Origin of the sequence: Rhodoferax sp. TH121 (assembly GCF_002251855.1) — a bacterium.
In the GTDB taxonomy this organism is placed as follows: domain Bacteria; phylum Pseudomonadota; class Gammaproteobacteria; order Burkholderiales; family Burkholderiaceae_C; genus Allorhodoferax.
Map to the genome: position 1 here is coordinate 102,473 of NZ_NOXW01000022.1, position 22,488 is coordinate 124,960.

The 22,488-nt window shown below is 62.3% G+C and carries 19 protein-coding genes; 9 read left to right on the forward strand and 10 right to left on the reverse strand.

Annotated features, from left to right (window positions below):
* Positions 1-12: 12 nt before the first annotated feature.
* The 4 genes from CHU94_RS14900 to CHU94_RS14915 are packed head-to-tail and all read right to left on the reverse strand — an operon-like array spanning position 13 to position 6,231.
* A complete protein-coding gene (locus tag CHU94_RS14900) occupies positions 13-1,413 on the reverse strand; it encodes a DUF2130 domain-containing protein (RefSeq protein ID WP_094481303.1) in 1,401 nt (466 codons plus the stop codon).
* Positions 1,414-1,469: 56 nt separating this feature from the next.
* On the reverse strand, positions 1,470-2,504 hold the full coding sequence (locus CHU94_RS14905) for a DNA cytosine methyltransferase (protein WP_094481305.1): 1,035 nt from the start codon (positions 2,502-2,504) through the stop codon (positions 1,470-1,472).
* A gap of 2 nt (positions 2,505-2,506) precedes the next feature.
* On the reverse strand, positions 2,507-4,339 hold the full coding sequence (locus CHU94_RS14910; protein WP_094481307.1) for an ATP-dependent endonuclease: 1,833 nt from the start codon (positions 4,337-4,339) through the stop codon (positions 2,507-2,509).
* Positions 4,340-4,398: 59 nt separating this feature from the next.
* On the reverse strand, positions 4,399-6,231 hold the full coding sequence (locus tag CHU94_RS14915) for a DEAD/DEAH box helicase (protein ID WP_094481309.1): 1,833 nt from the start codon (positions 6,229-6,231) through the stop codon (positions 4,399-4,401).
* 214 nt (positions 6,232-6,445) lie between these two features.
* Here CHU94_RS14915 and CHU94_RS14920 point away from each other — a divergent pair, with 214 nt between their 5' ends.
* Positions 6,446-8,320, forward strand: a complete 1,875-nt coding sequence (locus CHU94_RS14920; protein ID WP_255034040.1) for a diguanylate cyclase — start codon at positions 6,446-6,448, stop codon at positions 8,318-8,320.
* 82 nt (positions 8,321-8,402) lie between these two features.
* Positions 8,403-8,891 carry a GyrI-like domain-containing protein gene (locus CHU94_RS14925; protein WP_094481313.1) on the forward strand — a complete coding sequence of 163 codons (489 nt, stop codon included), beginning with the start codon at positions 8,403-8,405 and terminating at the stop codon, positions 8,889-8,891.
* Here the strand turns inward: CHU94_RS14925 and CHU94_RS14930 are convergent.
* Both CHU94_RS14930 and CHU94_RS14935 read right to left on the reverse strand, forming a co-directional pair.
* Positions 8,888-9,514, reverse strand: a complete 627-nt coding sequence (locus CHU94_RS14930) for a hypothetical protein (protein ID WP_141211470.1) — start codon at positions 9,512-9,514, stop codon at positions 8,888-8,890. The two genes, CHU94_RS14925 and CHU94_RS14930, sit on opposite strands and share 4 nt — an antisense overlap.
* Positions 9,515-9,557: 43 nt before the next feature.
* The gene (locus CHU94_RS14935; RefSeq protein WP_255033985.1) at positions 9,558-11,018 is read right to left on the reverse strand and encodes a PLP-dependent aminotransferase family protein; all 1,461 of its coding nucleotides are present in this window, start codon (positions 11,016-11,018) and stop codon (positions 9,558-9,560) included.
* Positions 11,019-11,119: 101 nt separating this feature from the next.
* Here CHU94_RS14935 and CHU94_RS14940 point away from each other — a divergent pair, with 101 nt between their 5' ends.
* Entirely contained in the window at positions 11,120-11,779 is a 660-nt protein-coding gene (locus tag CHU94_RS14940) for a pyridoxamine 5'-phosphate oxidase family protein (protein WP_094481319.1), read from the forward strand.
* 7 nt (positions 11,780-11,786) lie between these two features.
* Here the strand turns inward: CHU94_RS14940 and CHU94_RS14945 are convergent, their stop codons facing one another.
* Positions 11,787-12,788: a GlxA family transcriptional regulator gene (locus tag CHU94_RS14945; RefSeq protein ID WP_094481321.1), complete on the reverse strand. Its 1,002-nt coding sequence runs from the start codon at positions 12,786-12,788 to the stop codon at positions 11,787-11,789.
* A gap of 91 nt (positions 12,789-12,879) precedes the next feature.
* Here CHU94_RS14945 and CHU94_RS14950 point away from each other — a divergent pair, with 91 nt between their 5' ends.
* The 3 genes from CHU94_RS14950 to nagA are packed head-to-tail and all read left to right on the forward strand — an operon-like array spanning position 12,880 to position 15,538.
* A complete protein-coding gene (locus CHU94_RS14950) occupies positions 12,880-13,650 on the forward strand; it encodes an MBL fold metallo-hydrolase (protein WP_094481323.1) in 771 nt (256 codons plus the stop codon).
* Positions 13,651-13,677: 27 nt separating this feature from the next.
* Complete coding sequence (locus CHU94_RS14955; RefSeq protein WP_094481325.1) at positions 13,678-14,394, forward strand: GntR family transcriptional regulator; 717 nt, start codon at positions 13,678-13,680, stop codon at positions 14,392-14,394.
* A gap of 10 nt (positions 14,395-14,404) precedes the next feature.
* Positions 14,405-15,538, forward strand: a complete 1,134-nt coding sequence (gene nagA, locus CHU94_RS14960; RefSeq protein ID WP_094481327.1) for an N-acetylglucosamine-6-phosphate deacetylase — start codon at positions 14,405-14,407, stop codon at positions 15,536-15,538.
* Positions 15,539-15,592: 54 nt separating this feature from the next.
* Here nagA and CHU94_RS14965 read toward each other — a convergent pair whose 3' ends face one another.
* From CHU94_RS14965 to CHU94_RS14975, 3 genes are read right to left on the reverse strand one after another with little or no spacing between them, the layout of a single operon-like run.
* The gene (locus CHU94_RS14965) at positions 15,593-17,062 is read right to left on the reverse strand and encodes an ATP-binding protein (protein WP_094482763.1); all 1,470 of its coding nucleotides are present in this window, start codon (positions 17,060-17,062) and stop codon (positions 15,593-15,595) included.
* Between the two features lie 5 nt (positions 17,063-17,067).
* On the reverse strand, positions 17,068-17,787 hold the full coding sequence (locus CHU94_RS14970; RefSeq protein ID WP_094481329.1) for a response regulator: 720 nt from the start codon (positions 17,785-17,787) through the stop codon (positions 17,068-17,070).
* Positions 17,788-17,805: 18 nt separating this feature from the next.
* Positions 17,806-19,071 (reverse strand): ABC transporter substrate-binding protein, encoded by a 1,266-nt coding sequence (locus CHU94_RS14975; RefSeq protein ID WP_094481331.1) that lies wholly within the window; start codon positions 19,069-19,071, stop codon positions 17,806-17,808.
* A 268-nt stretch (positions 19,072-19,339) separates the two neighbouring features.
* On the opposite strand from CHU94_RS14975, the gene CHU94_RS14980 reads away from it, so the two are divergent.
* From CHU94_RS14980 to CHU94_RS14990, 3 genes are all read left to right on the forward strand, one after another.
* Complete coding sequence (locus tag CHU94_RS14980) at positions 19,340-20,587, forward strand: ABC transporter substrate-binding protein (RefSeq protein ID WP_094481333.1); 1,248 nt, start codon at positions 19,340-19,342, stop codon at positions 20,585-20,587.
* 110 nt (positions 20,588-20,697) lie between these two features.
* Positions 20,698-21,612 carry a carbohydrate ABC transporter permease gene (locus CHU94_RS14985; RefSeq protein WP_094481335.1) on the forward strand — a complete coding sequence of 305 codons (915 nt, stop codon included), beginning with the start codon at positions 20,698-20,700 and terminating at the stop codon, positions 21,610-21,612.
* An 8-nt stretch (positions 21,613-21,620) separates the two neighbouring features.
* Positions 21,621-22,478: a carbohydrate ABC transporter permease gene (locus CHU94_RS14990; RefSeq protein ID WP_094481337.1), complete on the forward strand. Its 858-nt coding sequence runs from the start codon at positions 21,621-21,623 to the stop codon at positions 22,476-22,478.
* Positions 22,479-22,488: the final 10 nt, after the last annotated feature.

The following is a 22,488-nucleotide window of genomic DNA, read 5'->3' on the forward strand; positions in this document are numbered from 1 at the left end:
CAAAAATACGCCTCAATCGGCGCCAGGCCCCTGCAACTCCGCAAACTTGGCCGCCATCGTGGGGTTGCCACGTGTGAGCTTTTTGATCGTCAGGTCGTCGGCCTTGTCGTTGGCCAGGCGCAGGTTGTTGGCGGACTTGTGCAGCGCTTCCTTGGTTTTTTCCAAGTCCTTGATGGCTTCGTCAATGCGTTTGACGGCTTCCTCAAAGCCTTCAGAGGCCAGGCGCCAATTGCGCCCGAACGCCGTCTTGAACTCGTCGAGCTGGGTTTCGAACTTCGTAATGTCCACATTCTGCGAGCGCACCAGCGCCAGCTCGGACTTGTACTTCAGCGAGTTCAACGCAGCATTGCGCAAGAGCGTGATCAGCGGCACAAAAAACTGCGGCCGCACCACATACATCTTGGGGTAGCGGTGCGACACATCCACGATGCCGCTGTTGTACAGCTCGCTCTCTGGCTCCAGCAAAGACACCAGCACCGCGTATTCGCACGCCTTCTCGGTGCGGTCCTTGTCCAGCTCTTTCAGAAAATCTTCGTTCCGCTTTTTGGTGGCCGTTTCATCGCTCTCGTTCTTCATCTCAAACATGATGGAAACGACCTCGGTGCCCGACTCGTCCATGTCGCGAAAAATGTAGTCACCCTTGCTGCCGGTGCGGGCGTCGTTGTCTTTTTCAAAATGCGCGCGCTGAAAGGCCGCCGCACGGATGCGGTTGAACTCAATCTCGCAGTGCTGCTCCAGCGTCTCGCCCACCATCTTGGTCGATAGCCGCGCCTTCATGTTCCGCAGGCGCTCAATCTCGCCCTCGCGGTCGCGCAGCTGCAAGGCGAATTGCTCCTTGATGGCTTTCTCTTCCAGCTGTGTTTTGACGGTGACGAGGCTCAGGTCATTCTTCAACTCATCGCGCTCGCGGGCGACAACCCCCACCGCTTCATTCACGGCCAACTGGCGCGCTGTGTCGCTGGCCGCCAGCTTGGCTTGCAGCGCCTGAATCTCAGCGTCCTTTTTGGCGGCTTCGGCCTGCAGCGCATGGGCCAGCTTGGCCTCGGCCAACTGGGCGGCGGCTTGGCTGTTGCTGCGCGCTTGCGCTAACTCGTTGGCCAGCGCATCGCGCTCTTTGCTCACCGTGCCCAAGGCCTCGGTGACGGCCAGCTTGCGCGCCACCTCGCCCGCGTCCAGCTGGGCCTTGAGCGCCTGAATCTCGGTGTCTTTGGCAGCCGCAGCCTTTTGCAACGCATTGGTGACCTTGGCCTCGGCCAAGGCAATAGCGTCGTGCTTTTCACGCTCAGCCAGTTCGAGGCGCTCGTGCAAAGCCTGCTCAAACTCGCCATCGCGCACCTGCTTGAGGATGTCGGCATACCCCGCCTCGTCGATCTTGAAGGCTTTGCTGCAGTGGGGGCAGATGATTTCGTGCATGGGGGGATGGGGCCTCGAGCGTACGGGCGCTACATCAAACCTTCGACTACGTCGAATTATTGATGGGCGTAGAAATGATTTTTGATCGTCGTACCAATGCTACGTGCCATAGACGGAGGGACGGCATTGCCAATCTGGCGAGCCTTAGAGTTCAAATTGCCTTGAAAAATAAAATTGGTGGGAAAAGTCTGCAAGCAAGCTGCCTCGCGCGCGCTGATAGCTCGATTCTGCTCAGGATGACCAAACCGTCCATTGGAATAACTTATGCAGCGAGTGGTCAGACCCGCTGCCGGTTTGTCCCACGACAACCGACCATAGACATCGGTGTGTCCTTTGTGATTTCGATGGCAATCCAAAAGTAGATGGTCTGGCCAGCTTTCACGGCCACCACCTTCATTAGTCGCTGCAATGCGTGCCAAATTCACTTCAGACAGTTCAGCAGCACGATGACTAGGATCAAAGGGGTCAACGCCGCCCGCCGCTAAAGGTGCTAGGTTTCCAATCCAATCCTTCACAGTAGTGAAAGGCAGTTTCCCAGGTCCATGAGTAGCCGCAGGCAGTGCAATTGCATGATCACGGCTAGCCAACAACACAAGTCGCTCTCTAGTCTGCGGAACGCCAAACCAGAGTGCAGGCAAAACTTTTATGTCATAGGTATAGCCGAGCTTTTTTAGTAGCGCTTCGAAGGCGGGAAGGGGGCCTTTCTGCCCTTTTATTTTTTGCATACCAGGAACGTTTTCAATGAAAACGTACTCAGGCAGCCAATCCTTAACAAAGCGACCAAATTCCGAAAGCAGATTTCTTCGAATGTCAGTTTCGCCTTTTTGGCGATTCTGTTTCGAGAATGGTTGGCAAGGCGCACAACCAGAAAAGAGTATGGGTTCCGTACGATCTACCAGCCACGGCTGAAGCGCGGACGTCTCCAAAGTGCAAATGTCGGCCTCAATAAAAGAGGCGCTTGGGAAGTTGCTTTTGTACGTTAGAGCTGCATCTTTGTCGATGTCTAAGCCCAAGACGATGTCCAGCCCGGCTTGCGCGAAGCCACAACTGGTACCGCCGCACCCGGAAAAAAAATCAAATACTTTGACCATCTCTAATTCTGATGATTTAAGCGGTACTTTTCAGCGAATGTCAGAAGTCGAGTCTTTAAAGCGACCAAGTCTGGATGATTGGCTGGAATTGTGGCCAAACATCGACGCTGGGTCGCGAATATCTCGTCTGAAGTTACAGCTTCGAAAGCAGGGGTTCCAAGATCAATCCGCGCTAGCTTTTCAAAGCGCTTCTTTGGATCTGGGTCTACTATGCGCGCGGCGTTGTCGGATTTTTGCATATTTTCCCAAACAAACGCTTCGGGAATTTCCGTTCCTGGAAGATAGTCCGTGTTCCGCAACGCCCATGAAACAAACGCTCTCCGCATTAGTTCTTGTTGTGCAATATTTGCCCCGGCTTTTCCGCCATCGACGTGGAACTGAATATCGACTTTGGTAACTCTGAGAATCTCCGCTTTGATCGTGTCTTCGTCTGCAGCAGCTATCGTTGCTGGATCCGGGAAATGTTTGGCAGGGCGTTGATCCCCATCGAAGAGCACCAGTACATTGTCGCGTGCTTCAGCCGCATATATGGGCAAGTAGTGTCCCCAGAGTGTTTGTGAGCCTCCCGGAAAATACTGCACGTCAAATAATTCGGCAATGGCTTCTCCCTCGTTTGATAAAGCGCGTTTAACCAGTGCTTGCGCCAATATGTCCTCCACAACAACAAAAACTTTCCCAGGTATTGGTTCTCCCAAATGGAAAAAAGCCTCATCTGCCAAGGATGACTGGCGAGGCAAGCGCACCTTGCCTGACACAGGGTCCATAGCCAGAACTTTTATGGCTTCGGGCGGTAGTTTCCTGACGATGGCTGGCGAGTGCGTAGAGATGACAACCTGATGCTTATGCTTTTTGACACTGGCGGTTAAGAAATCCACCAACCTATCTTGCGCACCAGGGTGTAGTGATACCTCTGGTTCATCCAACAGGATTAGTGATTGATCTGGCGCTTCCATGACACTCGTCACGATTCTGACCACAGCGAATTCACCACTACCAGCGAACGCCTCCGTGTACTTCAGTCCCTCTGTAGTCATAAAGCATGAGTAAGCATCACAGTTGAACAAGCTGTGACGAATAATTTTTATTTCGGAATATTTGCGACCAAGAATTGCACCAACCGCCGCTAGCTCATCTGCAAGCAGTACGCGATTGACTCCGCCGTGAAGGCGTTCACTCTTGCGGTACTCCAGCGATTTGATTCCAGTGTCAAGAGCGCGCTTCAAATGCGGCGCTCTTGTACGAATAAAGTCTTTTTTATTCTTTTCGGTGTTTGGTTTTGACGTTAGTTCACCGTGGTAAAAAAACTTGTCGAAAGCACTTAACGCTGCTCTAAAGTCCAAAAAGACGACATTTTTTTCAATGGTCTTCCAGCGTGTTCTGCTACGCCCATCAGGAATGGGTTGTCCCTCCAATAGCGGAGGCATCTTATCCATGCCGTAGATAGCAAGTGGCCGAGAGGGTTCCCAATAGTCAGCGTTTTCCTCATTAGAAACTCGTGTTTTGAGTACTTCGACCACCTGTTGTGATGTAGCGTCCCACGTCCCATAAATAAAGCAGCTCGGTCGTCCACCTGTTTCCTTAATGGGATCGGTGCTAGTTGAGAACCAAAAATTCCCAAGGTTGTTGTAGCCCGGTGCTCCCCAGATCGCTCGAAGAATGGAGCTTTTATTTGTTCCATTTGCTCCCACTATCACCGTGATCGGATATGTGAAATCAACACGTGTGTCAGCAGCCAGATTTTTATACTGCGGAAACCGAATGTGCCTCACATAAGGTTCCAACTTTTTCTTTGCGAGCAAATTGAGTAGCGCGGCTCTATCCGTAGGCGATGTCATTCTCTTATCGTTCCTTTGATTGTCAGTTCTCGCATTACTGCTGCTTATGCGTGGCTTTGCTAATCTGTTGGTTCGCCACCTAGTCGGCCCGCAAATCCCCCACTCCCGCTAACCGTAATCACTAACCGTTGCGTAGCCCGAGTCGCAGCCACATAGAACACCCGCGCCGCTTCCTTCTCATCCTCCCCCGGCGCAGGCATGTGCCCCACGCCGGGTAGCGCCACCACGGGGAACTCCAAGCCCTTGCTGACCTTCATGGTCATGACCTGTATCGCGTCTGCGCCGGGTTGGTATTCGCCGCTCTTTTTGCGCACGCGGTGCGGCAGCTTGCGTTGGGCCAGGGCCTCGGCGCACAGGTCCATGGTTTTCCAGTCCGCGCACAGCATGGCCATGTCGCCCCAAGCGTGGCCTTCTTTGTGGGCGCTGGCCAGGTGGTCGGCAATGGCAAAGGCTTCGTCGCGCAGGGTGGGCAATTTGATGATGACGGGGGCTTGCCCCTCGCGCCCGCAGCTCACGGGCTTCAGCAGGGGGATGCCGTCGTCGTCTTTGTCGTCGGCGGTCAGCAGGTCCGCCGCCACCAGGCTGGCGGTGTGCAAAATCTGGCGGGTGTTGCGGTAGTTGATCTTCAGGATGGTGGTGCGCCCCTGCGCCTGGATGCCCACGCTCTTGAAGCTGAACTGTTTGGAGCGCGCCCGCTCGTAAATGCTTTGCGCGTCGTCGTACAGCACCAGCAGGCTGTTGGTGGTGGGGTCCACCATCTGCGTGACCAGCTTGAGCCATTCGGGCGCGAAGTCGTGGCCCTCGTCGATCATCACCGCTTGGTATTGGCCGCCGGGGATCTGGCTGCGCTCCACGGCGCGGATGACGCGGTCCACCATCTCGGCCATCTTCACATCGGTGGGCAGGTTGGGCTGCGGCAGCTCTTGCCCGTAGGCCACCAGCTGCTGGCGGCACCATTTATGAAAGTGCCGCACATGCACGCGGTCGCTCAGGCCTTTGGCGTCCATCACGCTGGCCAGCTTCACGCCCAGCGGCTCGTTAAAGCAGAGGATGAGGATGGGCTTGCTGGTGGGGGTGCAGGCCTTGGCCAGGTATTCGGCGCGGTAGCCCAGGATCATGGTTTTGCCCGAACCCGCCACGCCGTGGATGACGCGGTGCCCGTCGCCCAGGCTGCGGGCCAGCTGCTCTTGCTGCAGGTCCATCACGCGCATGATGTCGGGCAGCTGGGCGTCGGCATCGTTGTCGTCAAACAGGTCGCCGGTGGTTTGCACCCGCACCTGGGGGAACAGGATCCAGCGCACGCGGTCCAGCTGCGGCAGGGTGATGGCGCCGCCAAAGCGGTGGGGGAACATGTTCCACAGCCGCTCCTGAAACTCCTCGGGGTCGGCGTGCTCCAGCATTTCGTCTTGGCAGATGACGTAGTTGGCGTCTATGGTTTCGCCCAGGCCCGAGGTTTCAAACTCCCCGCGCGTGATGCGGGTGAACACCACGCCGTGGCCCCACGGGAAAGCGAGCTTGCCCTGGTGGGGGCCGTGGGCTTGCACCAGCTGGGCGTCGCGCTCCAGCGCGTTCACCACCTGGATGGCGCAGTGGCGGGCTTGGGCCAGCGGGTTGATCACAGCCTTGGTCTGGCCGTTGTTATCCAGTATTTCCCAATATTGCCGGGTGGCCTTTTGCACGGTTTGCAGCCGCCAGTCTTTGGTCTCCAGCACCAGCAGGCCGTGGCGTGGGTGCAGCAGCACAAAGTCGGGGTGGGTTTGCTTGGGGCCTATGGGCACGTTGTGCCATAGCAGGTAGTCAGCATCGAGCTTTTGCTCCAGCCGCTCGGCCAAGCGGCGTTCGCCCGTGGAGTCAAACGCGGACGTGCCTATAGACGGGATGAGTGTCGCCATTCAGAAATTTCCACCCTGAGGATATGTATCGTTATGTAACCATCATGCCTGCAGATCCGCACAATGGCTAGGGCTTAATGTTTGTGAATTCGTTGCCTTATCTCATTTGCAGCGGGCACGGTTTCAGGAACAATGCATGCCTCAAGCCGTTTTCATCGCCCCCGCCAGAGGGGCAGATTCGGGTGCAACAAGGGGAGGGGTGGGATTGAGTTCTATGCTGTGGAGTGGGCCCGCCAGCCGGGCTGCCAGGCTGGCGCGCGGGTGGCTGGCCGCCGTGTGGCTGTGCCTGCCCGTGCTGGGCGCTGCACAGGGCATGGCGGTGGTGCCTGCGGGCAGCGTCGGGCAAGACGTGACCCCCCATTGGCTGCATGTGGCCGATCCGCGTGCGGACATGACCATCGATCAGGTGCGGCAGCTGGCGGTGCAAGGGCCCGACAGCCCCTGGACGGCACCTGCCCCCAACGGGTCTGCGGTGGGGTTTGGCTTTACCAAGGCGGCCCACTGGCTGCGCCTGACCCTGCGCAACCCAACTGCCGAGCCCAGTGCGCAGATGTTGGAGATTGCCAACGCCCGCCTGTCGTACCTGGACTTTTTTGCGCCCGATGCCACCGGGCAGTACCAGGCCATCCGCACCGGGGGCGACACGCCGTTTGCCACCCGGCCGTATGCCAGCAGGCACTTTGTGTTCCCGCTGACGGTGGCGCCCCATAGCGAGCAGGTGCTGTATGTGCGGGTGCAGTCCACCACCGGGCTGGTGGTGCCCGCCAAGCTGTGGCCGGCGGCCGATTACTCCAAGCACCAGCGGGACGACTACATGGTGCAGTCGGTGTACTTCGGGGTGGCGGCGGCCATGATTCTGTTCAACCTGCTGCTGTTTGTGGCGCTGCGCGACCGGGCGTATTTGCTGTACGTGAGTTTTGCCGTGTCTTCGGTGCTCATCTTGGCGGCCAAGGCGGGCTTGTGGGACGAGTTCTTGTGGCCCCACCACTGGCGCCTGACCAGCGCGGCCTTCTACACCGCGGTGTCGGTGGGGTTTGTGTCCTTTTTCCAGTTCACCCGCATCATGCTCAGCACGCCGGAGCAGATGCCCCGCACCGACAAGGCGCTGCGTGTGCTGTCGGCCTTGCATGTGGTGGCGCCGGTGCTGTACTGGACCAGCTTTGCCCTGGTGGCCCCCTACGCGATTGGCGTGATTGCGTTCAGCGCGATCACGGCCTTTGGGGTGGGGGTGTGGGGCATGATCCGCAGAATGCGGGCCGCCTATTTCTTCATGGGCGCGTTTTCCATGTTGCTGATCGGCGTGTTCATGGTGGTGCTGCGATCGGCCGGGCTGCTGCCCACCAATGTGTTCACGGTGGATGGCGCCTTACTGGGATCGACGCTGGAGATGCTGTTGCTGGCCTTTGCGCTGGCGGACCGATTCAACCAGTTGCGCCGCGAAAAAATCAACGCCCAGCAGCAGCTGATGGAGACGCAGCAGCGCTTGCTGGAGAACCTGCAGTCGTCCGAGCGCATCCTCGCACAGCGGGTGGACGAGCGCACCGAGCAGCTGCTGGCCCTGAACCAGAAGCTGGAAGCCCTGAGCATGGTCGATGGCCTGACGGGCATTGCCAACCGGCGCCAGTTTGACCAGGTGCTGGCCCGCGAGTGGACGCACATGCAGCGCAAGGGGCACAACCTGGCGCTAGTGATGCTGGATGTGGACTACTTCAAGAGCTACAACGATGTGTGCGGGCACCAGGCGGGCGACGAGTGCCTGCGCAGTGTTGCCCAGGCCATTGCCAGCATTTGCCGCACGGGGGACCTGGTGGCGCGCTACGGCGGCGAGGAGTTTGTGATCATCGCCCCCGGCACCGACGGCCTGCAGGCTGTGCAGCTGGCGCAGCGCGCCTGCGATACGGTGCGCGCCCTGGCCATGCCGCACCCGCTGGAACATGCCGCGGTGGTGACGGTGAGCTGCGGTGTGGCGGTGATGGTGCCCAGCGCCGACAGCACCCTGGAAGCACTGCTGGGTTATGCAGATGCCGCCCTCTACCAGGCCAAGGCCCGTGGCCGCAACCAAGTGGCAGGGGGCGATTTTGAAGCCTAATTGGCCTCCAGACCTTATGGATACTGCGCAAACAGCTCCTGAAAACATAGCACTTACAGCGTCATATTTCTAATCGCCGCCCATGCCAACCCCATCTGCCAACACCCCTGCGTTCCCCTATTACCTGACCCAGCAAGACGAGGCGATCACCGTCGTCGGTATCGAGCTGCGCACCACCAACCTAGAGGCCATGCAGACCATTCCGCCGCACTGGCAGCGCTTTGGGCAAGAGGGTGTGCTGGAACGTATTGCCGGGCGCTTGGATGGCGATGTGTTGGCCGTCTACACCCACTTTGCCCACGCGGGGCGCGACAACACGGGCCTGTATTCGCTGGTGATTGGCGCGCAGGTGGCGCCCGATGCGCCGGTGCCCGCGGGCATGGTGCGGGTGGTGGTACCCGCATCGCGCCGCGCCATCTTCCAGGTGCTGCCCGCCAGTTTTGACATGGTGGGCCCGGCCTGGGGCGCCGTGTGGGCGCAGACCCTGCTGCCCAAAACCTATGTGGCCGAATACGAGCGCTATGCCGCCAATGGCGACATCAGCATCTCCATCGGGCTGGAGCGGCTCTAGGGCAGGCCCAGCTGCCCCTTCACCACCGCCAGCACCGTGCCACCGGCGGCCTTGGCCGCGTCTTTGGCAAAGTCCATGGCGATGTCCTTGAACAGTTCTTTGCGTTTGGTGGCGTCTTTCATGTCTTTGGCCTTGTTGTAGCCCGCGCGGAACGCGGCCAGCTCCTTCTTGGCAAACAAAGACTCGAGCACCTGAAACAGCCCGTCGGCCGAGACACGGATGATCTCGGTGCTGAAGGGGTGGTCGAAGATGTGCTGGTGGATCTTGAGCTGGCCCTGCAGCCAGTTTTTGGCCAGGGTGTCTTCGATGATCACGCAGATCTTGTCGCCCTGCGGCTCCAGCGAGGCATGGGCCAGCGCCGCCAGCAGGCGCCCGGCGGCTTGGTCTTCCACCCGGCCGCCAAACTTGAGCGCGGCCTCGTAGCGCAGCTTCTTCACCTTGGCCACCGGGGTCTTGAGCCGCTCGCTCACGGTCTGGTTGTTGAGCCGCGCCATGGGCCCTGAGCCACCCAGGCCATGCTGGTCCAGCAGGTGCATCACCAGCGCGTCAATGTCCGCCTTGGGCATGGCCCCCAGGCCGAACTTGAGGTAGTTGTCGAGGAATTCAGTTTCGAAGCGGGACATGGGCATGGCTCTTGGTGGGTGGTGGTGTGACAGTGCGGCAACTCTAGCCGAAGCGTCGCACCGCCTCGGCCAGTTGCTTCACCAGCCGTGGCATCTGCTCCACCGGCACCTGCGCATAACCCAGCAGAAAACCACGCCAGGGTTGCACGCGCTGGCCCACGGCCTGCTCACTCAACGCTGGGGCCACGATGCCCTGCTCGCGCAGCCAGGCGCTCATCTGCGCGTCGTCGGCCTTGGGGTTGCGCAGGCGCAGGGCCAGGTGCATGCCTGCAGAGCCGCCGTACACATCGGCCACATCGCCCAGCTGCTGCTCCAGCGCGGCTACCAATGCATCGCGCCGCTGGCGGTAGAGGCGGCGCATGCGCCGCAGGTGCAGGCTGAACTGGCCGCTCTGCATGAAGTCGGCCAGAGCCAGTTGGTCGGCGGCACGGCCGCGCGGACTGGTGCGCGACAGCATGGCACTGAGCGGCTCCACCAACACCATGGGCACCACCACAAAGCCAATGCGCAGCGCCGGGAACATGGTCTTGCTGAAAGTGCCCAGGTAGAGCACGGGTGCGTCCGCCTCCAGGCCCTGCATGCAGGAGAGCGGGGGCCCGTCGTGGCGGAACTCGCTGTCGTAGTCGTCTTCGATGATGAGGGCCGAGGCTGCGCGTGCGTTGGCAATCAGGGCCAGGCGCCGCTCCAGGCTGAGCACGCTGCCCGTGGGGTACTGGTGCGAGGGGGTAACGTAGATGAGCTTCGGTGGGTGCCGCTGCCAGTCGGCCGCGCTGGGGGCCATGCCTTCAGCGTCCACCACCATGCCCATGGGTTTGAGCTGTGCGGCCTGGAAGGCGGCGAGTGCGCCTTGGTAGCCGGGGCTCTCAATCCACACCTTGTCGCCCGCGTCAGCAAAGGCGCGGGCGCACAGGTCCAGGCTGCCCTGCGTGCCGTCGGTGATGATGACCTGGCTGGCGTCCAGCCGCGCGCCGCGCGCCACGCGCAGGTGGTTGGCAATGGCCTCGCGCAGTGCGGGTTCGCCGGTGTGGGGGGCGTAGTTGAGCTGCTCGGTGCGCAGGCGCTTCCACGCGCGGTCCAGCAGACGGCGCCACAGGGTGGCAGGGAATTCCTTGAGCGCGGGTACGCCGGGGGCAAAGGGGGCTGGTGTCTCGAGCGCGCTGCGCGTGGGCACGGCCAATGCGCGGCGCGAGAGGCCTGCGCGCAAGGGCACGGCGGTCTGTGTGGGCGCTTGCGCCATGCGCGCGGCCAGCTCGGCCACCACGGTGCCGCGCCGGTCGGGCAACACAAAGCCTTCGGTAGCGAGCTGGTCGTAGGCGTAGAGAACGGTGTTGCGCGACACACCCAGCTCCTGCGCCAGCGTGCGCGTGGCGGGCAGGCGCGCGCCACTGCCCAGGGTGCCGTTGCGGATGGCGTGGCGCAAGCATTCGTGCAGCTGGCGCTGGCGCGACCAGCGGGCATGTGCGGGCGCTGCGGCGTAGCGGGAAAACAGCAGTTGGTAGTCCACAGCGGGCCTTGGTTTGTGGTTCCAAAAAATAGTGCAGTGGTGGATCTTAATTTGGAACCATAAGCGACCTACAGTCCGACCCTTCATTCACTTGCATTGCCATGACCACCACCACCACCAAGCCGACTGCCCACGCTGCGCCTTCCGATCGCACCCGCATCCGCCGCATTGCCGAGAACGCGCACTACGACCGCGCCACATTGCACGCCATCCTGGACGCGGCCTATGTGTGCCACGTGGCCTTTGTGGACGAGAAGGGCACGCACTGCATTCCCACCGCCTGCTGGCGCGAGGGCGAGCACCTCTACATCCACGGCTCCAACGGCGGGCGGCTCATCAAGCTGCTGGCCAAGGGCACGCAAGCCTGCGTGACGGTGACGCACATCGACGGCCTGGTGCTCGCGCGCTCGGCGTTCAACCACTCGATGAACTACCGCTCGGCCATGGTCTATGGCCAGTTTGAGAAGGTGGAAGAGAAAGCCGCGGCGCTGGACACCTTCATGCGCCACCTGGCGCCCGGCCGCGAGCTGGAGGCCCGCCCCGGCAACAGCAAGGAGCTGGCGGCCACCACCGTCATGCGTATCAGCCTGGATGAAGCGGCCTGCAAGGTGCGCAGCGGTGGCCCCAAGGACGATGCGGAGGACATGGGCGTGGCAGCCTGGGCCGGTGTGCTGCCCTTGGTGCAGCAGCGCGGTGTGCCTGTGGCGGACCCGCAGTGCACGGTGCCCGCACCGGCCTTTGTGCAGCGGTGGGCGGCCTGAGCGCCGGTCAGGCCCGGCGCTTGCGGTAGCGCGCGGGCGACTCGCCCACCAGCCGGCCAAACAAGCGGCTGAAGGAGGCCACATCGGTGTAACCCACGGCATCGGTGATCTGGGCCAGGCTCTGCGGCGTGCTGTGCAGCAGCTGCTTGGCCCGTTCTACCCGCGCGGCCTGCAGCATGGCCAGCGGCGTCTGGCCCGTTTCTGCCTTCACCCGTCGCAGCAGCGTGCTGGGGCTGACCAGAAAGGCCGCCGCCAGCGCCTCCAGTGCAAACGGCTGGGCCAGCCGGTTCTGCAGCCACTGGCTGACCTGCTGTGAAAACGTGGGCAGGCGCGTGGGCGGCATCAGCCGCGCGTCCACAAACGGGGCCTGGCTCACTCGCTCGGTTGGCAACAGGCTGATCCGTGCGGTGGCGGTGGCAATCTCGGCACCCAGCGTTTGCTTGATGAGGTGAACGGCCAGGTCAAACGCAGAGCTCACAGCGCCCGTGGTCACCACACCGGCATCGTCCAGCAGCATGGCAGTGGCATCCACCCGGCTACCGGGGTAGCGTTGCCCCAGTACCTGGGCCAACAGCCAGGCGGTGGTGACGCGGCGCCCCTGCAGCAAGCCGGCTTCGCCCAGCAAGAACGCGCCGATGCAGACCGAGGCTACCGGTGTGCCTGCCGCATAGGTGCGGCGTATGTAGGCACATTCCTGTGCCAGCGGTGCCAGGGCGCGGTCCCAGTCCACGCGGTGGTTGATTTCCATGCCCGGCACGATAAGCACGTCATAACGCCCGCGCGGTGCGCGTGTGCTGATGACGGTGCCGCCCGCAATGGCCACGCTGCGCCCGCGCAGGCCCAGCACCTGCACGTCCAGCAAGGCGTGTGCCCCCGGGCGGCGGGCTTCGGCCAGGTCCAGTGCCAGGCGCAGCAGCTCGGCCATGCCAAATACCTGTGTGCCCATGCACCCTGGGTACGACAGCACGCCAATGCGCCAGGTCTTGGGTTTGGCGGGTTGGGTGTTCATGCGGATATTGACCCTAAAAATGCGAATAACCGCATGCTAGCGCAAGCCGACGGCGGCGAACAATGGCACATCTTCACTCTGGATTGCTGCTATGACTTCTGTTCGCGTTGTGCGTGTTCCCATTCTTCCCCTGGGCATGGTCAATTGCCATGTGCTGATCGGCCCGCAGGGCTGTGTGCTGGTGGATGCAGGCCTGCCGGGCTCGGAGACCAAGGTCTTGCGTGTGTTGCGCCAGCATGGGCTGGGCTACAGGGACATCAAGCTCATTGTCATCACCCACGCCCATATCGACCACGCTGGCGCCGCCCGCAAGCTGCGCAAGCTGTCGGGTGCGCCTATCGTGGCCCATGCGGGGGACCTGGACTACTACGAGCAAAGGAAGCAGATGACTTTTTGCACGACCGATTGGTTCAGCCGCCTCTTCTTGCGCACAGGGTTGATCTTGCGGCCTTATGCGCCGTTTACGCCCGATGTGCTGCTGCGCGACGGGGAAAGTCTGGACCTGCAGACGTATGGCGTGCTGGGGCGTGTGCAGCACACACCGGGCCACACGGCGGGTTCCATCTCTGTCCAGCTGGAAGGTGGTGACGCCATGGTGGGGGATTTGTTGGCCTCGGGGGTGATGCTGGGTGGCCTGCTGCGCACCGGCCATGCCAAGCGTCCGCCGTTTGAGGATGACCCGCACCAGGTGGCCGACGAACTGCAGCGCCTGGTAGACGCGGGCATGCAGCGTTTCTATATGGGCCATGGCGGACCCTTGCCCGCCCGCGAAGTGCTGCGGCATACGCAGGTCTTGCGCACTTTGCCCAGGACGCATGCAACAGCCTGTTGCGATGCCCACAGACCGCAGGCAGACGCATAACTGGTACTAAACTGGTACTATTGGTGGGTGAGCACTGCACCGACCCCTGACAACTCCCCGCTCTACCTGCAGCTGGCCCATCAGTTGGAGAGGGATATTCGCGCCGGGTCTTACCGCGTGGACCAAGCGCTGCCCTCTGAGCGGGTGCTGTCGGAGTCCCTGGGCGTCTCGCGCATCACGGCGCGCAAGGCGATTGATGTGTTGGTGGCGCAGGGGCTGGTGCAGCGCCGCCATGGCTCGGGCAACTTCATTGCACCGCGGCTGGAGCAGCCGCTGTCCAGGCTGGCCAGCTTTTCCGAAGAGCTGCGCCAGCGCGGGCATGTGCCCAGCAGCCGCTGGATCACGCGCGAGCTGGCAGCGGCCACCGCGGCAGAGCGCGAGGCCCTGGGCCTGGCACGCGGCGCCCGCGTGGCGCGGCTGGAGCGTTTGCGCTTGGCCGATGGCGTGCCCATGGCTTATGAGCGCAGCACCGTATTGCAAAGCGCCTGCCCGCGCCCGCAAGACCTGGATGGCTCGCTCTACCTGCACCTGGCGCGCAGCGGCCTGGCGCCGGTGCGTGCGGTGCAGCACATCCGCGCGGTGAACGCCGAAGCCACCATGGCCGCGCAGCTGGGCATTGCCGATGGCACGGCCCTGCTGTGGGTCAGCCGCACCGCCTACTTGCCCGACGGCGTGGCCGTGGAGCACACGCAGTCGTACTGCCGCAGCGACTACTACGACTTTGTGGCCGAGTTGAAAACGTGAGAACACTGACATGACGACTTCCTTCCGCACCCTGCAGGGCAACATCCTCACGCCCACCGGTTTTGTGCACGGCACGCTGACGCTGGATGTGCAGGGGCGCATTGCTGGCATCACGGGCACCCCGGTGGCCACCGCTGCGGTGCGCGACAGCGCGGAGCCCATCGTGCTGCCCGGCTTCATCGACCTGCATGTGCACGGCGGCGCGGGCCACGACATCATGGAAGGCGGCGACGCAGCGCTGCACGTGGCCACGCTGCATGCGCGCCATGGCACCACCAGCCTTCTGGCCACCACCATGACGGCACCGCAAGCCGACCTGGATGCGGCCTTTGCGGCCATGGGGCCACTGTGCGCGCAGCGCACGCCCAATGCGGCACGCGTGCTGGGCGTGCACCTGGAAGGCCCCTACATCAGCGAGGCCCGCTTGGGCGCGCAGCCACCGTTTGCACGGCCGGCCAACTTTGACGAAATCCACCGCCTGCACGCCATGGCGCCCATCCGCCTGATCACGCTGGCACCTGAGGTCGGTGGCAACCACGACCTGATTGCCCAGCTGGTGGCCGAAGGCTTCAAGGTGCAACTGGGCCACACCACCGGCAGCTACGAGCAAGGCGTGGCAGCGCTGCGCTGCGGCGCCACGGGCTTCACGCATTTGTTCAACGCCATGTCGGCCCTGCACCACCGCGAGCCGGGCATGGTGGGCGCCGCGCTGGCGCACGCCGAGTTTGCGGAGGTGATACCCGACTTGCTGCATGTGCACCCGGGCGCCATCCACACGGCGCTGCGCGCCATCCCGAAGCTGTATTGCGTGACTGACTCCACGTCTGCCGCGGGCATGCCCGATGGCGACTACAAGCTGGGCCGCCACACCGTGACCAAGTGCATGGGCGGCGTGCGCCTGGCCGACGGCACGCTGGCCGGCTCGGTGCTGAGCATGGACCAAGCACTGCGCAACCTGGTGAACACCCTGGGCCTGAACCTGGAGGACGCCTCCAAACGCGTCTCCACCTACGCCGCCGATCATCTGGGACTGCAAGACCGCGGGCGTTTGCAGGCTGGCGCCTGGGGCGATGTGGTGGTGCTGGACCGCGACCTGGCCTTGCAAGCGGTGTGGGTGGAAGGCCAAGAAGTGCTATTGAATTAGGAGCTGTTTGCGCAGTATTTATAAAGGCTAGAGGCCAAAATGGCCAAAAAACGCCTAGGACTCCTGCGGGAGCGCTGCCAGCAGCACGGTGACCACCAGCCCGCCCTCGGCGTGGTTGTGGAGGCGTATCTCGCCCCCGTGGGCCTGGAAGATATTGCGCGCGATGCCCAGGCCAAGCCCGGTGCCGGTGCGGTTCTGCTGCTGCCCGTGGCTGAGGCGCACATGCGGCTCAAATGCTGCGGACATGCTGGCCTGCGCAATGCCGGGGCCAAAGTCGCGCACCTCCACGAGCGCCCGGCTGCCTTGCAGGGTGAGGCGAACTTGCACCCGTTCGCCATACAGCACCGCGTTGTCCAGCAGGTTGCTGAAGGCGCGCTCCAGCGCCAGCGGCTTGCCCAGCACGCTCACGGGCTCCGCGGCGCATTCGATGCTGGCGTCGGGGTGGATGGGGCGCTGGGCCAGCCGGGCCAGCAGCGTGTCCAGCCGCACCGGGGTGAGGTTCTCGTGGATGTCGGTGTCTTTCACGCTTTGCAGCGCGGCTTTCACCATCACGTCCAGGTCATCTAGGTCTTCGTGGAACTCGGCGCGCAAGGTGTCGTCGTCCAGCAGTTCGGTACGCAGCTTGAGCCGCATGATGGGAGTTTTGAGCCCATGCGAGATGCCCAGAAACAGGCGTTCGCGGTCCACTAGGTAGCCCTGGATGCGGGCCTGCATTTCGTTGAAGGCGCGCGCGGTGCGGCGCAACTCCGCGGTGCCGGTTTCGGGCACGCTTTCGGGCGCGGTGTCGCTGCCAAAGGCATTGGCGGCCGAGGCAATCTTGTTGAGCGGGCGAATGAGTCCGCGCACCAGCAGCACGCTGAGCACCAGTACGGTGAGCAAGGTCACCAACTGCATGGCCACACGGTCTAGCGTGAGTGGGTTGGCGTTTTCCAGAAAGTAGGGGTCGGGCATGGGGGCGGCCAGGTACAGCCAGCGCCCGGGTTCAAATTCGGCCTGAATCACCAGGACCGGTGCCGGCCTCGGGCGCAGCAGCAGTGTGGCCTCCACCCATGACTCGGGCAGGTCGCGCACCATGCGCCCGTCGTCGGACACCTGCAGACTGTCGGGCCAGGCAAAGGCCACTTCCGGGGCCTGCGTGGCACTGAGGTTGCGCACCAGGTCTTCGCGCACCACATTCACCACGGCGTCCACCAGCGCATTGCCGGCCACCGGGCTGATGGGCACCTGCGCTTTGTTCACGTTCACAAAAAATCGCGTGCCGCCCATGGTGCGCAGCTGCTCGATCAGGATGGGGCGGAACTGCGGCGGCAGGTCGCGGAAGAAACGGATGGAGCCCGCCGCATTGAGCGCAATGTGTTTGCCTGCGCTGAGTGCTTCGGTGCGGGCGCTTTCGCGCAACTGGCGCGCCCACAGCAGCGTGCCCACCAGCTGCGCGCTGACCACGCCGAGCGCCATGACCACCACGATGCGGCCCAGCAGGCTGTCGGGCAGGTAGCGGCGCGACCAGCGGCGGCGCTCAGTCATGACACTCACGCATCGCCATGCTGCGTCACGTCGGCGGAAAACACATAGCCGCTGCCGCGCACGGTTTTGATCAGCACGGGCTGCTTGCCATCGTCATTGAGGCGCTGGCGCAGGCGGCTGATCTGCACGTCCAGCGAACGGTCCAGGGGCCCGAGGTCGCGGCCGCGGGTTTGCTCCATCAGGCGGGCGCGGTCCAAGGTCTCGCCCGCGTGTTCGGCAAAGAAGCGCAGCAGGTTGAAGTCCATGCTGGTGAGGACGACGGGCTGGCCTTGCGGGTCGGTCAGCACGCGCTCCACCACGTCCATGCTGAAGCCGGCGAACCTCAAAAAACGCACTGGTGCGCCGGGCGCGCCCAGTTGCATGCGGCGGTGGATGGCCTTGATGCGCGCCAGCAGCTCGCGCGGGTTGTAGGGTTTGGCGATGTAGTCGTCAGCTCCCAGCTCCAGGCCGACGATGCGGTCGGTGTCGTCTGCGCTGGCCGTGAGCATGATGATGGGCACCGGCGACTGGCTGCGCACGCTGCGGCACAGCGTGAAGCCATCGGTGTCGGGCAGCATCACGTCCAGGATGACCAGGCTGAGTTCGTCCTTGAAGCGCTCGAATTCGGCGTTGAAGCTGGCCCCGTCGTGTGCCACGCGCACTTCGTACTGGTGTTTCTCCAGATAGGTCTTGAGCAGGTTGCGGGTTTTTTGGTCGTCGTCCACGACGAGCAGGGTGCGGTTCATGGTGAGGGTGGTGGGGGGTTAGCGCTCGGCGCCTGAGGCGCGGATCACGGCGGCCAGACGGCGCTGGGCCTCTTGCGGTTCCATGCGTGCGTCGGTCAAAAAGCGCCACAGGGTTTGCGCCACGGCATCCTTGATGGCTTCATCAGCCGCCATGCGGTGGGCCAGGCTGGGCACGCGCGCGCTGCGCGCGGCGGCAAAGGTCTCCCACGAGTCGCGCGCGCAGCCGTCGAGCGACGACACGTCCACATCGCGGCGTACGGGCACGGCGCCCTTGATGCGGTTGTAGGCCAGCTGGGCGGTGGGGCTTACCACCACCTCGGCCATTTTTTCTTGGGTGGCTTCACGCTGGCGCGCGCTCACCAGCATGGCCAGGGTGTCCACGCTGTAGAGGTGCATGCCTTCGGTGCCGGGCACCACCACACAGCCAAAGTCGCGCGTGGGGCTGGCGCCCCAGGCCATCAACTCGCCCTTGGCCCAGTCGCCCATGATCATCATGCCGGCGGTGTCGTTCATGAGCTCGCGGGCGCCGTCAGTCCAAGTTTTTTCCTGCGGGGTGTCGCCCGACAGGGTACGCAGCCAGCGCAGGCGCTGCAGGGCGCGCTCCACGCGCGGGTCCATCCAGGCGCTGCTCTTGCGCTGCACAATGAGCTCGCGGTACAGGGTGGGGCCGGCCTCGCCGAGCAGCACGGTCTCGAACACGGTGGCCATTTGCCAGGGCTCGTCACTCCACACCAGGGGTCGCAGGCCCAGTGCCGTGAGCTTGCGGGCGGCAATTTCAAACTGGCCCCAGCTGCGTGGCGGCGAGAGGTCCAGCCGCGCAAACAGCTTGCGGTTGTAGAGCAGGGTGTTGATACGCTGGATGCCCAGCGGCGCGGCGATCACGTCGCCCTTGTAGGTGACCAGGTCCAGTACGGTGGGGAACAGCACCTGCGACCAGCGCTGGCGCTGCGCCACCCCGTTGAGGGGCAGCACCAGGCCGATGTCGGCCCAGTCGGTGAGGGTGGTGCCAATGAGCTGGGCCACATCAGGGGGGTCGCCCAACAGCACCCGGCTTTTGAGCACTTTGACGGCCGCCATGCCGCCCCCGCCGGGGATGGCTGCGTCTTTCCACACCACGCCGGCGTTGGCGAGCTGGGCGCTGAGCTGGTCGGCGGCGCGGCGCTCGCTGGTCGATGTCCACCAGTGCAACACGTCCAGTGGCACGCCGGAGCCTTGTGCTTGGCTGGGCCTTGCGACCCCCAAGCACAGCGACAGACCCACTACGAACCAGGCGAAAGCTTTCATTTGCTGTCGTTTTGTAATGTTATGTATGTGCGCTGCCTGAGCCGCCCCGAAGGACCCTTGGTGCGACCGTTTGGCACGTAATAAAGCGTAAGGCGAGTGCGCGATGCATGGGGAAAATATTCAATGGAATCAAAGACTTAATTCCGTAATGTCAGTGCGCTAAGGCGGTTTGATATTACAGGGGTCACAGCATAACCTCCGCCCCACTGCACGGCTACCGCGATGCACGGAGCTGGCAGTTTCATTCAACCGATGATCAGGAGATTCCATGTCCCAACCCCTTCGCATGGCCGCCGCAGCGGCAGCGCTGGTTTGCAGTAGCTTTGCAAGTGCCGGTACGCTCACCATTGAGAGCTGGCGTGTCGACGACAAAGGTTTGTGGGAGGAGGTGTTGCTGCCTGCCTTCAACAAAGCCCACCCCGGTATTACCGTCAAGTTCGCACCCACCGCGCCACCCGAGTACAACTCGGCGCTCAACGCCCGCCTGACTGCGGGCACTGCGGGGGACCTGGTGACTTGCCGTCCGTTTGACGTGTCGCTGGACCTGTACAAGAAGGGCCATCTGGACAAGCTCAACGGCAATGCTGCGCTGAAGAACTTCCCCGATTCCGCCCAGGTGGCGTGGCAGACCGATGACGGCAAGGACACCTACTGCGTGCCCATGGCGTCGGTGATCCACGGTTTCTTCTACAACAAGAAGGTGTTTGCCGAGCTGGGCTTGGCCGTGCCGGTGACCGAAGCCGACTTCTTTGCCGCCATGGACAAGATCAAGGCGGCCGGCAAAGTCGCACCGATTGCGATGGGCACCGCCGACCAGTGGGAAACCCACCAGATCGTCTACACCGGCATTGGCCCGAACTACTGGAAGGGTGAAGAAGGCCGCAAGGCCCTGATCGCCGGCAAGAAGAAGTTCACCGACCCCGAGTTTGTGAAAACCTGGGATGTGATGGCCAAGTGGGCTGCCTACCTGCCCAAGGGTTACCAGGCGCAAACCTACGGCGACTCGCAGAACCTGTTCGGTTCCGGCCGTGCTGCCATCTACCCCACGGGTTCCTGGGACATCTCCTACTTCGAGGGCAATAGCAAGGTGGAATTCGGTGCTTTCAAGCCGCCCGTGGCCAAGGCGGGCGACCCCTGCTACATCTCGGACCACACCGATATCGCCATGGGCATCAACAGCAAGAGCAAGAACAAGGCTGACGCCCAAGTGTTCCTGAACTGGCTGGCCAGCAAGGAGTTTGCCGACCTGTACACCAACAAGGTCACTGGCTTCTTCTCCTTGTCCAAACATGCGATTGACGTGAAGAACCCCGTGGCCAAGGAAATGATCGGCTGGCGCAACCAGTGCAAGAGCACGATCCGCCTCAATGCCCAAATCATGAGCCGTGGCACACCGAGCATGGAAAACGAGTTCTGGAACGTGAACTCCCAAGTCATGAACGGCAAGATGGCACCCAAGGACGCTGCTGCGCAAATCCAGACTGGCTTTGCCAAGTGGTACACGCCAGCCAAATAAGCACTGGCAAATGAAAGACGGGTGCGGGCCTGTGCCCGCACCCTGGTGGCGCAAGGTGCTTGTGCCACCTGTCCCGTTCTCCCTCGTCTCCCTGACCAACAAGGTCTCTCATGAAACTCGGCTTTTCCTGGCGGGTGCTGGTGTTTATCGCTCCGGCACTGCTGATCTACGCCACCTTCAGTGCGTTGCCGCTGCTCGACACTCTGCGCCTGGGCCTGTACAGCGCCGACGAAACGGGTGCACGCACCTTCGCGGGTGTGTCCAACTACATCACCATCCTCTCCGACCCCCAGTGGTCGGCGAGCTTCTGGAATGCGATGGTGAACAACCTCAAGTTTTTTGGCATCCACATGCTGGTGCAAAACCCCGTGGGTTTGTTGCTGGCGGCCTTGCTTTCGCTGCGCAACGTGCGTTTTGCGGCAACCTATCGCACCATATTTTTCCTGCCCACGCTGTTGTCGGTGGTGATCATCGGCTTTGTCTGGCAGCTCATCTTGTCCCCGCTGTGGGGTGTGTCCGAGCGCATGCTGTCGTTTGTCGGCCTGGGTGATTGGTTTGCACCTTGGTTGGGGCTGGAGGATACGGCGTTGGTGACTGTGTCGCTGATGTCAGTGTGGCAGTTCATTGGCGTGCCCATGATGCTGATTTACGCCGCGCTGATTGCCATTCCTGAAGACATCATCGAAGCTGCCGTGGTGGAGGGCGCTTCGCCTTGGCGCATCTTCTGGCAGATCCGCCTGCCGCTTATCCTGCCCACGCTAGGCTTGGTGACCATCCTGACCTTTGTGGCCAACTTCAATGCCTTTGATCTGATCTACACCGTCAAGGGCGCGGTGGCGGGCCCCAACTACAGCACCGACATCCTCGGCACGCTGTTCTACCGCACCTTCTTTGGCTACCAGTCGCAGGTGGCGAGTCCCACTATGGGCGCGGCCGTGGCCACCCTCATGTTCCTGGTGATCTTGGTGGGAGTGGCCCTGTACTTTATGGTGGTGCAGCGTCGGCTGCAGCGCTTTGCTTTGTGAGGCCGCGCATGGCACAACTTACTTCTGCTTCCAAACTCGTACCCGTGGCGCCCAGCCGCGTGTTTGTGCACATCACACTGGTCGCTTACCTGCTGCTGGCGCTTTTACCCATCCTGCTGGTGTTCATGAACTCGTTCAAGAGCCGTGACGCTATCTTCGATGACCCCTTGGCTTGGCCCACACCGGAGACGTTTTCGCTGATCGGTTACACCAAGGTATTGGGCCGTTCCGACGTGCTCATGTACTTCGGCAACAGCTTCATCGTCACGATCGCCTCCCTGTTCTTCATCCTGTTGTTCGGGGCCATGGCAGCCTGGGGGCTGTCGGAGTACAAATTCAAGGGCAATCGCTGGCTCAAGTTCTTCTTTGCCTTCGGCATCATGGTGCCGATTCGCCTGGGTACGGTGTCCATCCTGCAGCTGATGGTGGAGCTGAACTTGGTGAACACACTGACGGCCCTGGTGCTGGTCTATGTGGCGCAGGGGCTGCCACTGGCGATCATGATCCTGTCGGAGTTCATGGGCCAGGTGCCCAGCGAGCTGAAGGATGCGGCACGCTGCGATGGCATCGACGAGTTCCGCATCTTCTTTCAGGTGGTGGTGCCGCTGATCCGCCCGGCCATTGCCACGGTGGCGGTGTTCACCATGGTTCCGATCTGGAATGACCTGTGGTTCCCACTGATCCTGGCACCTTCCGACAAGACCCAAACCATCACCCTGGGCATCCAGCAGTTTGTGGGGCAGTACGCCACCGACTGGAATGCCGTGCTGGCTTCGCTGTCCCTGGCCATCGTGCCGGTGGTCACCCTTTACGCCCTGTTCTCTCGTCAATTGATTCGCGGCATCACCGCGGGCGCCGTCAAATAAAGCATACATA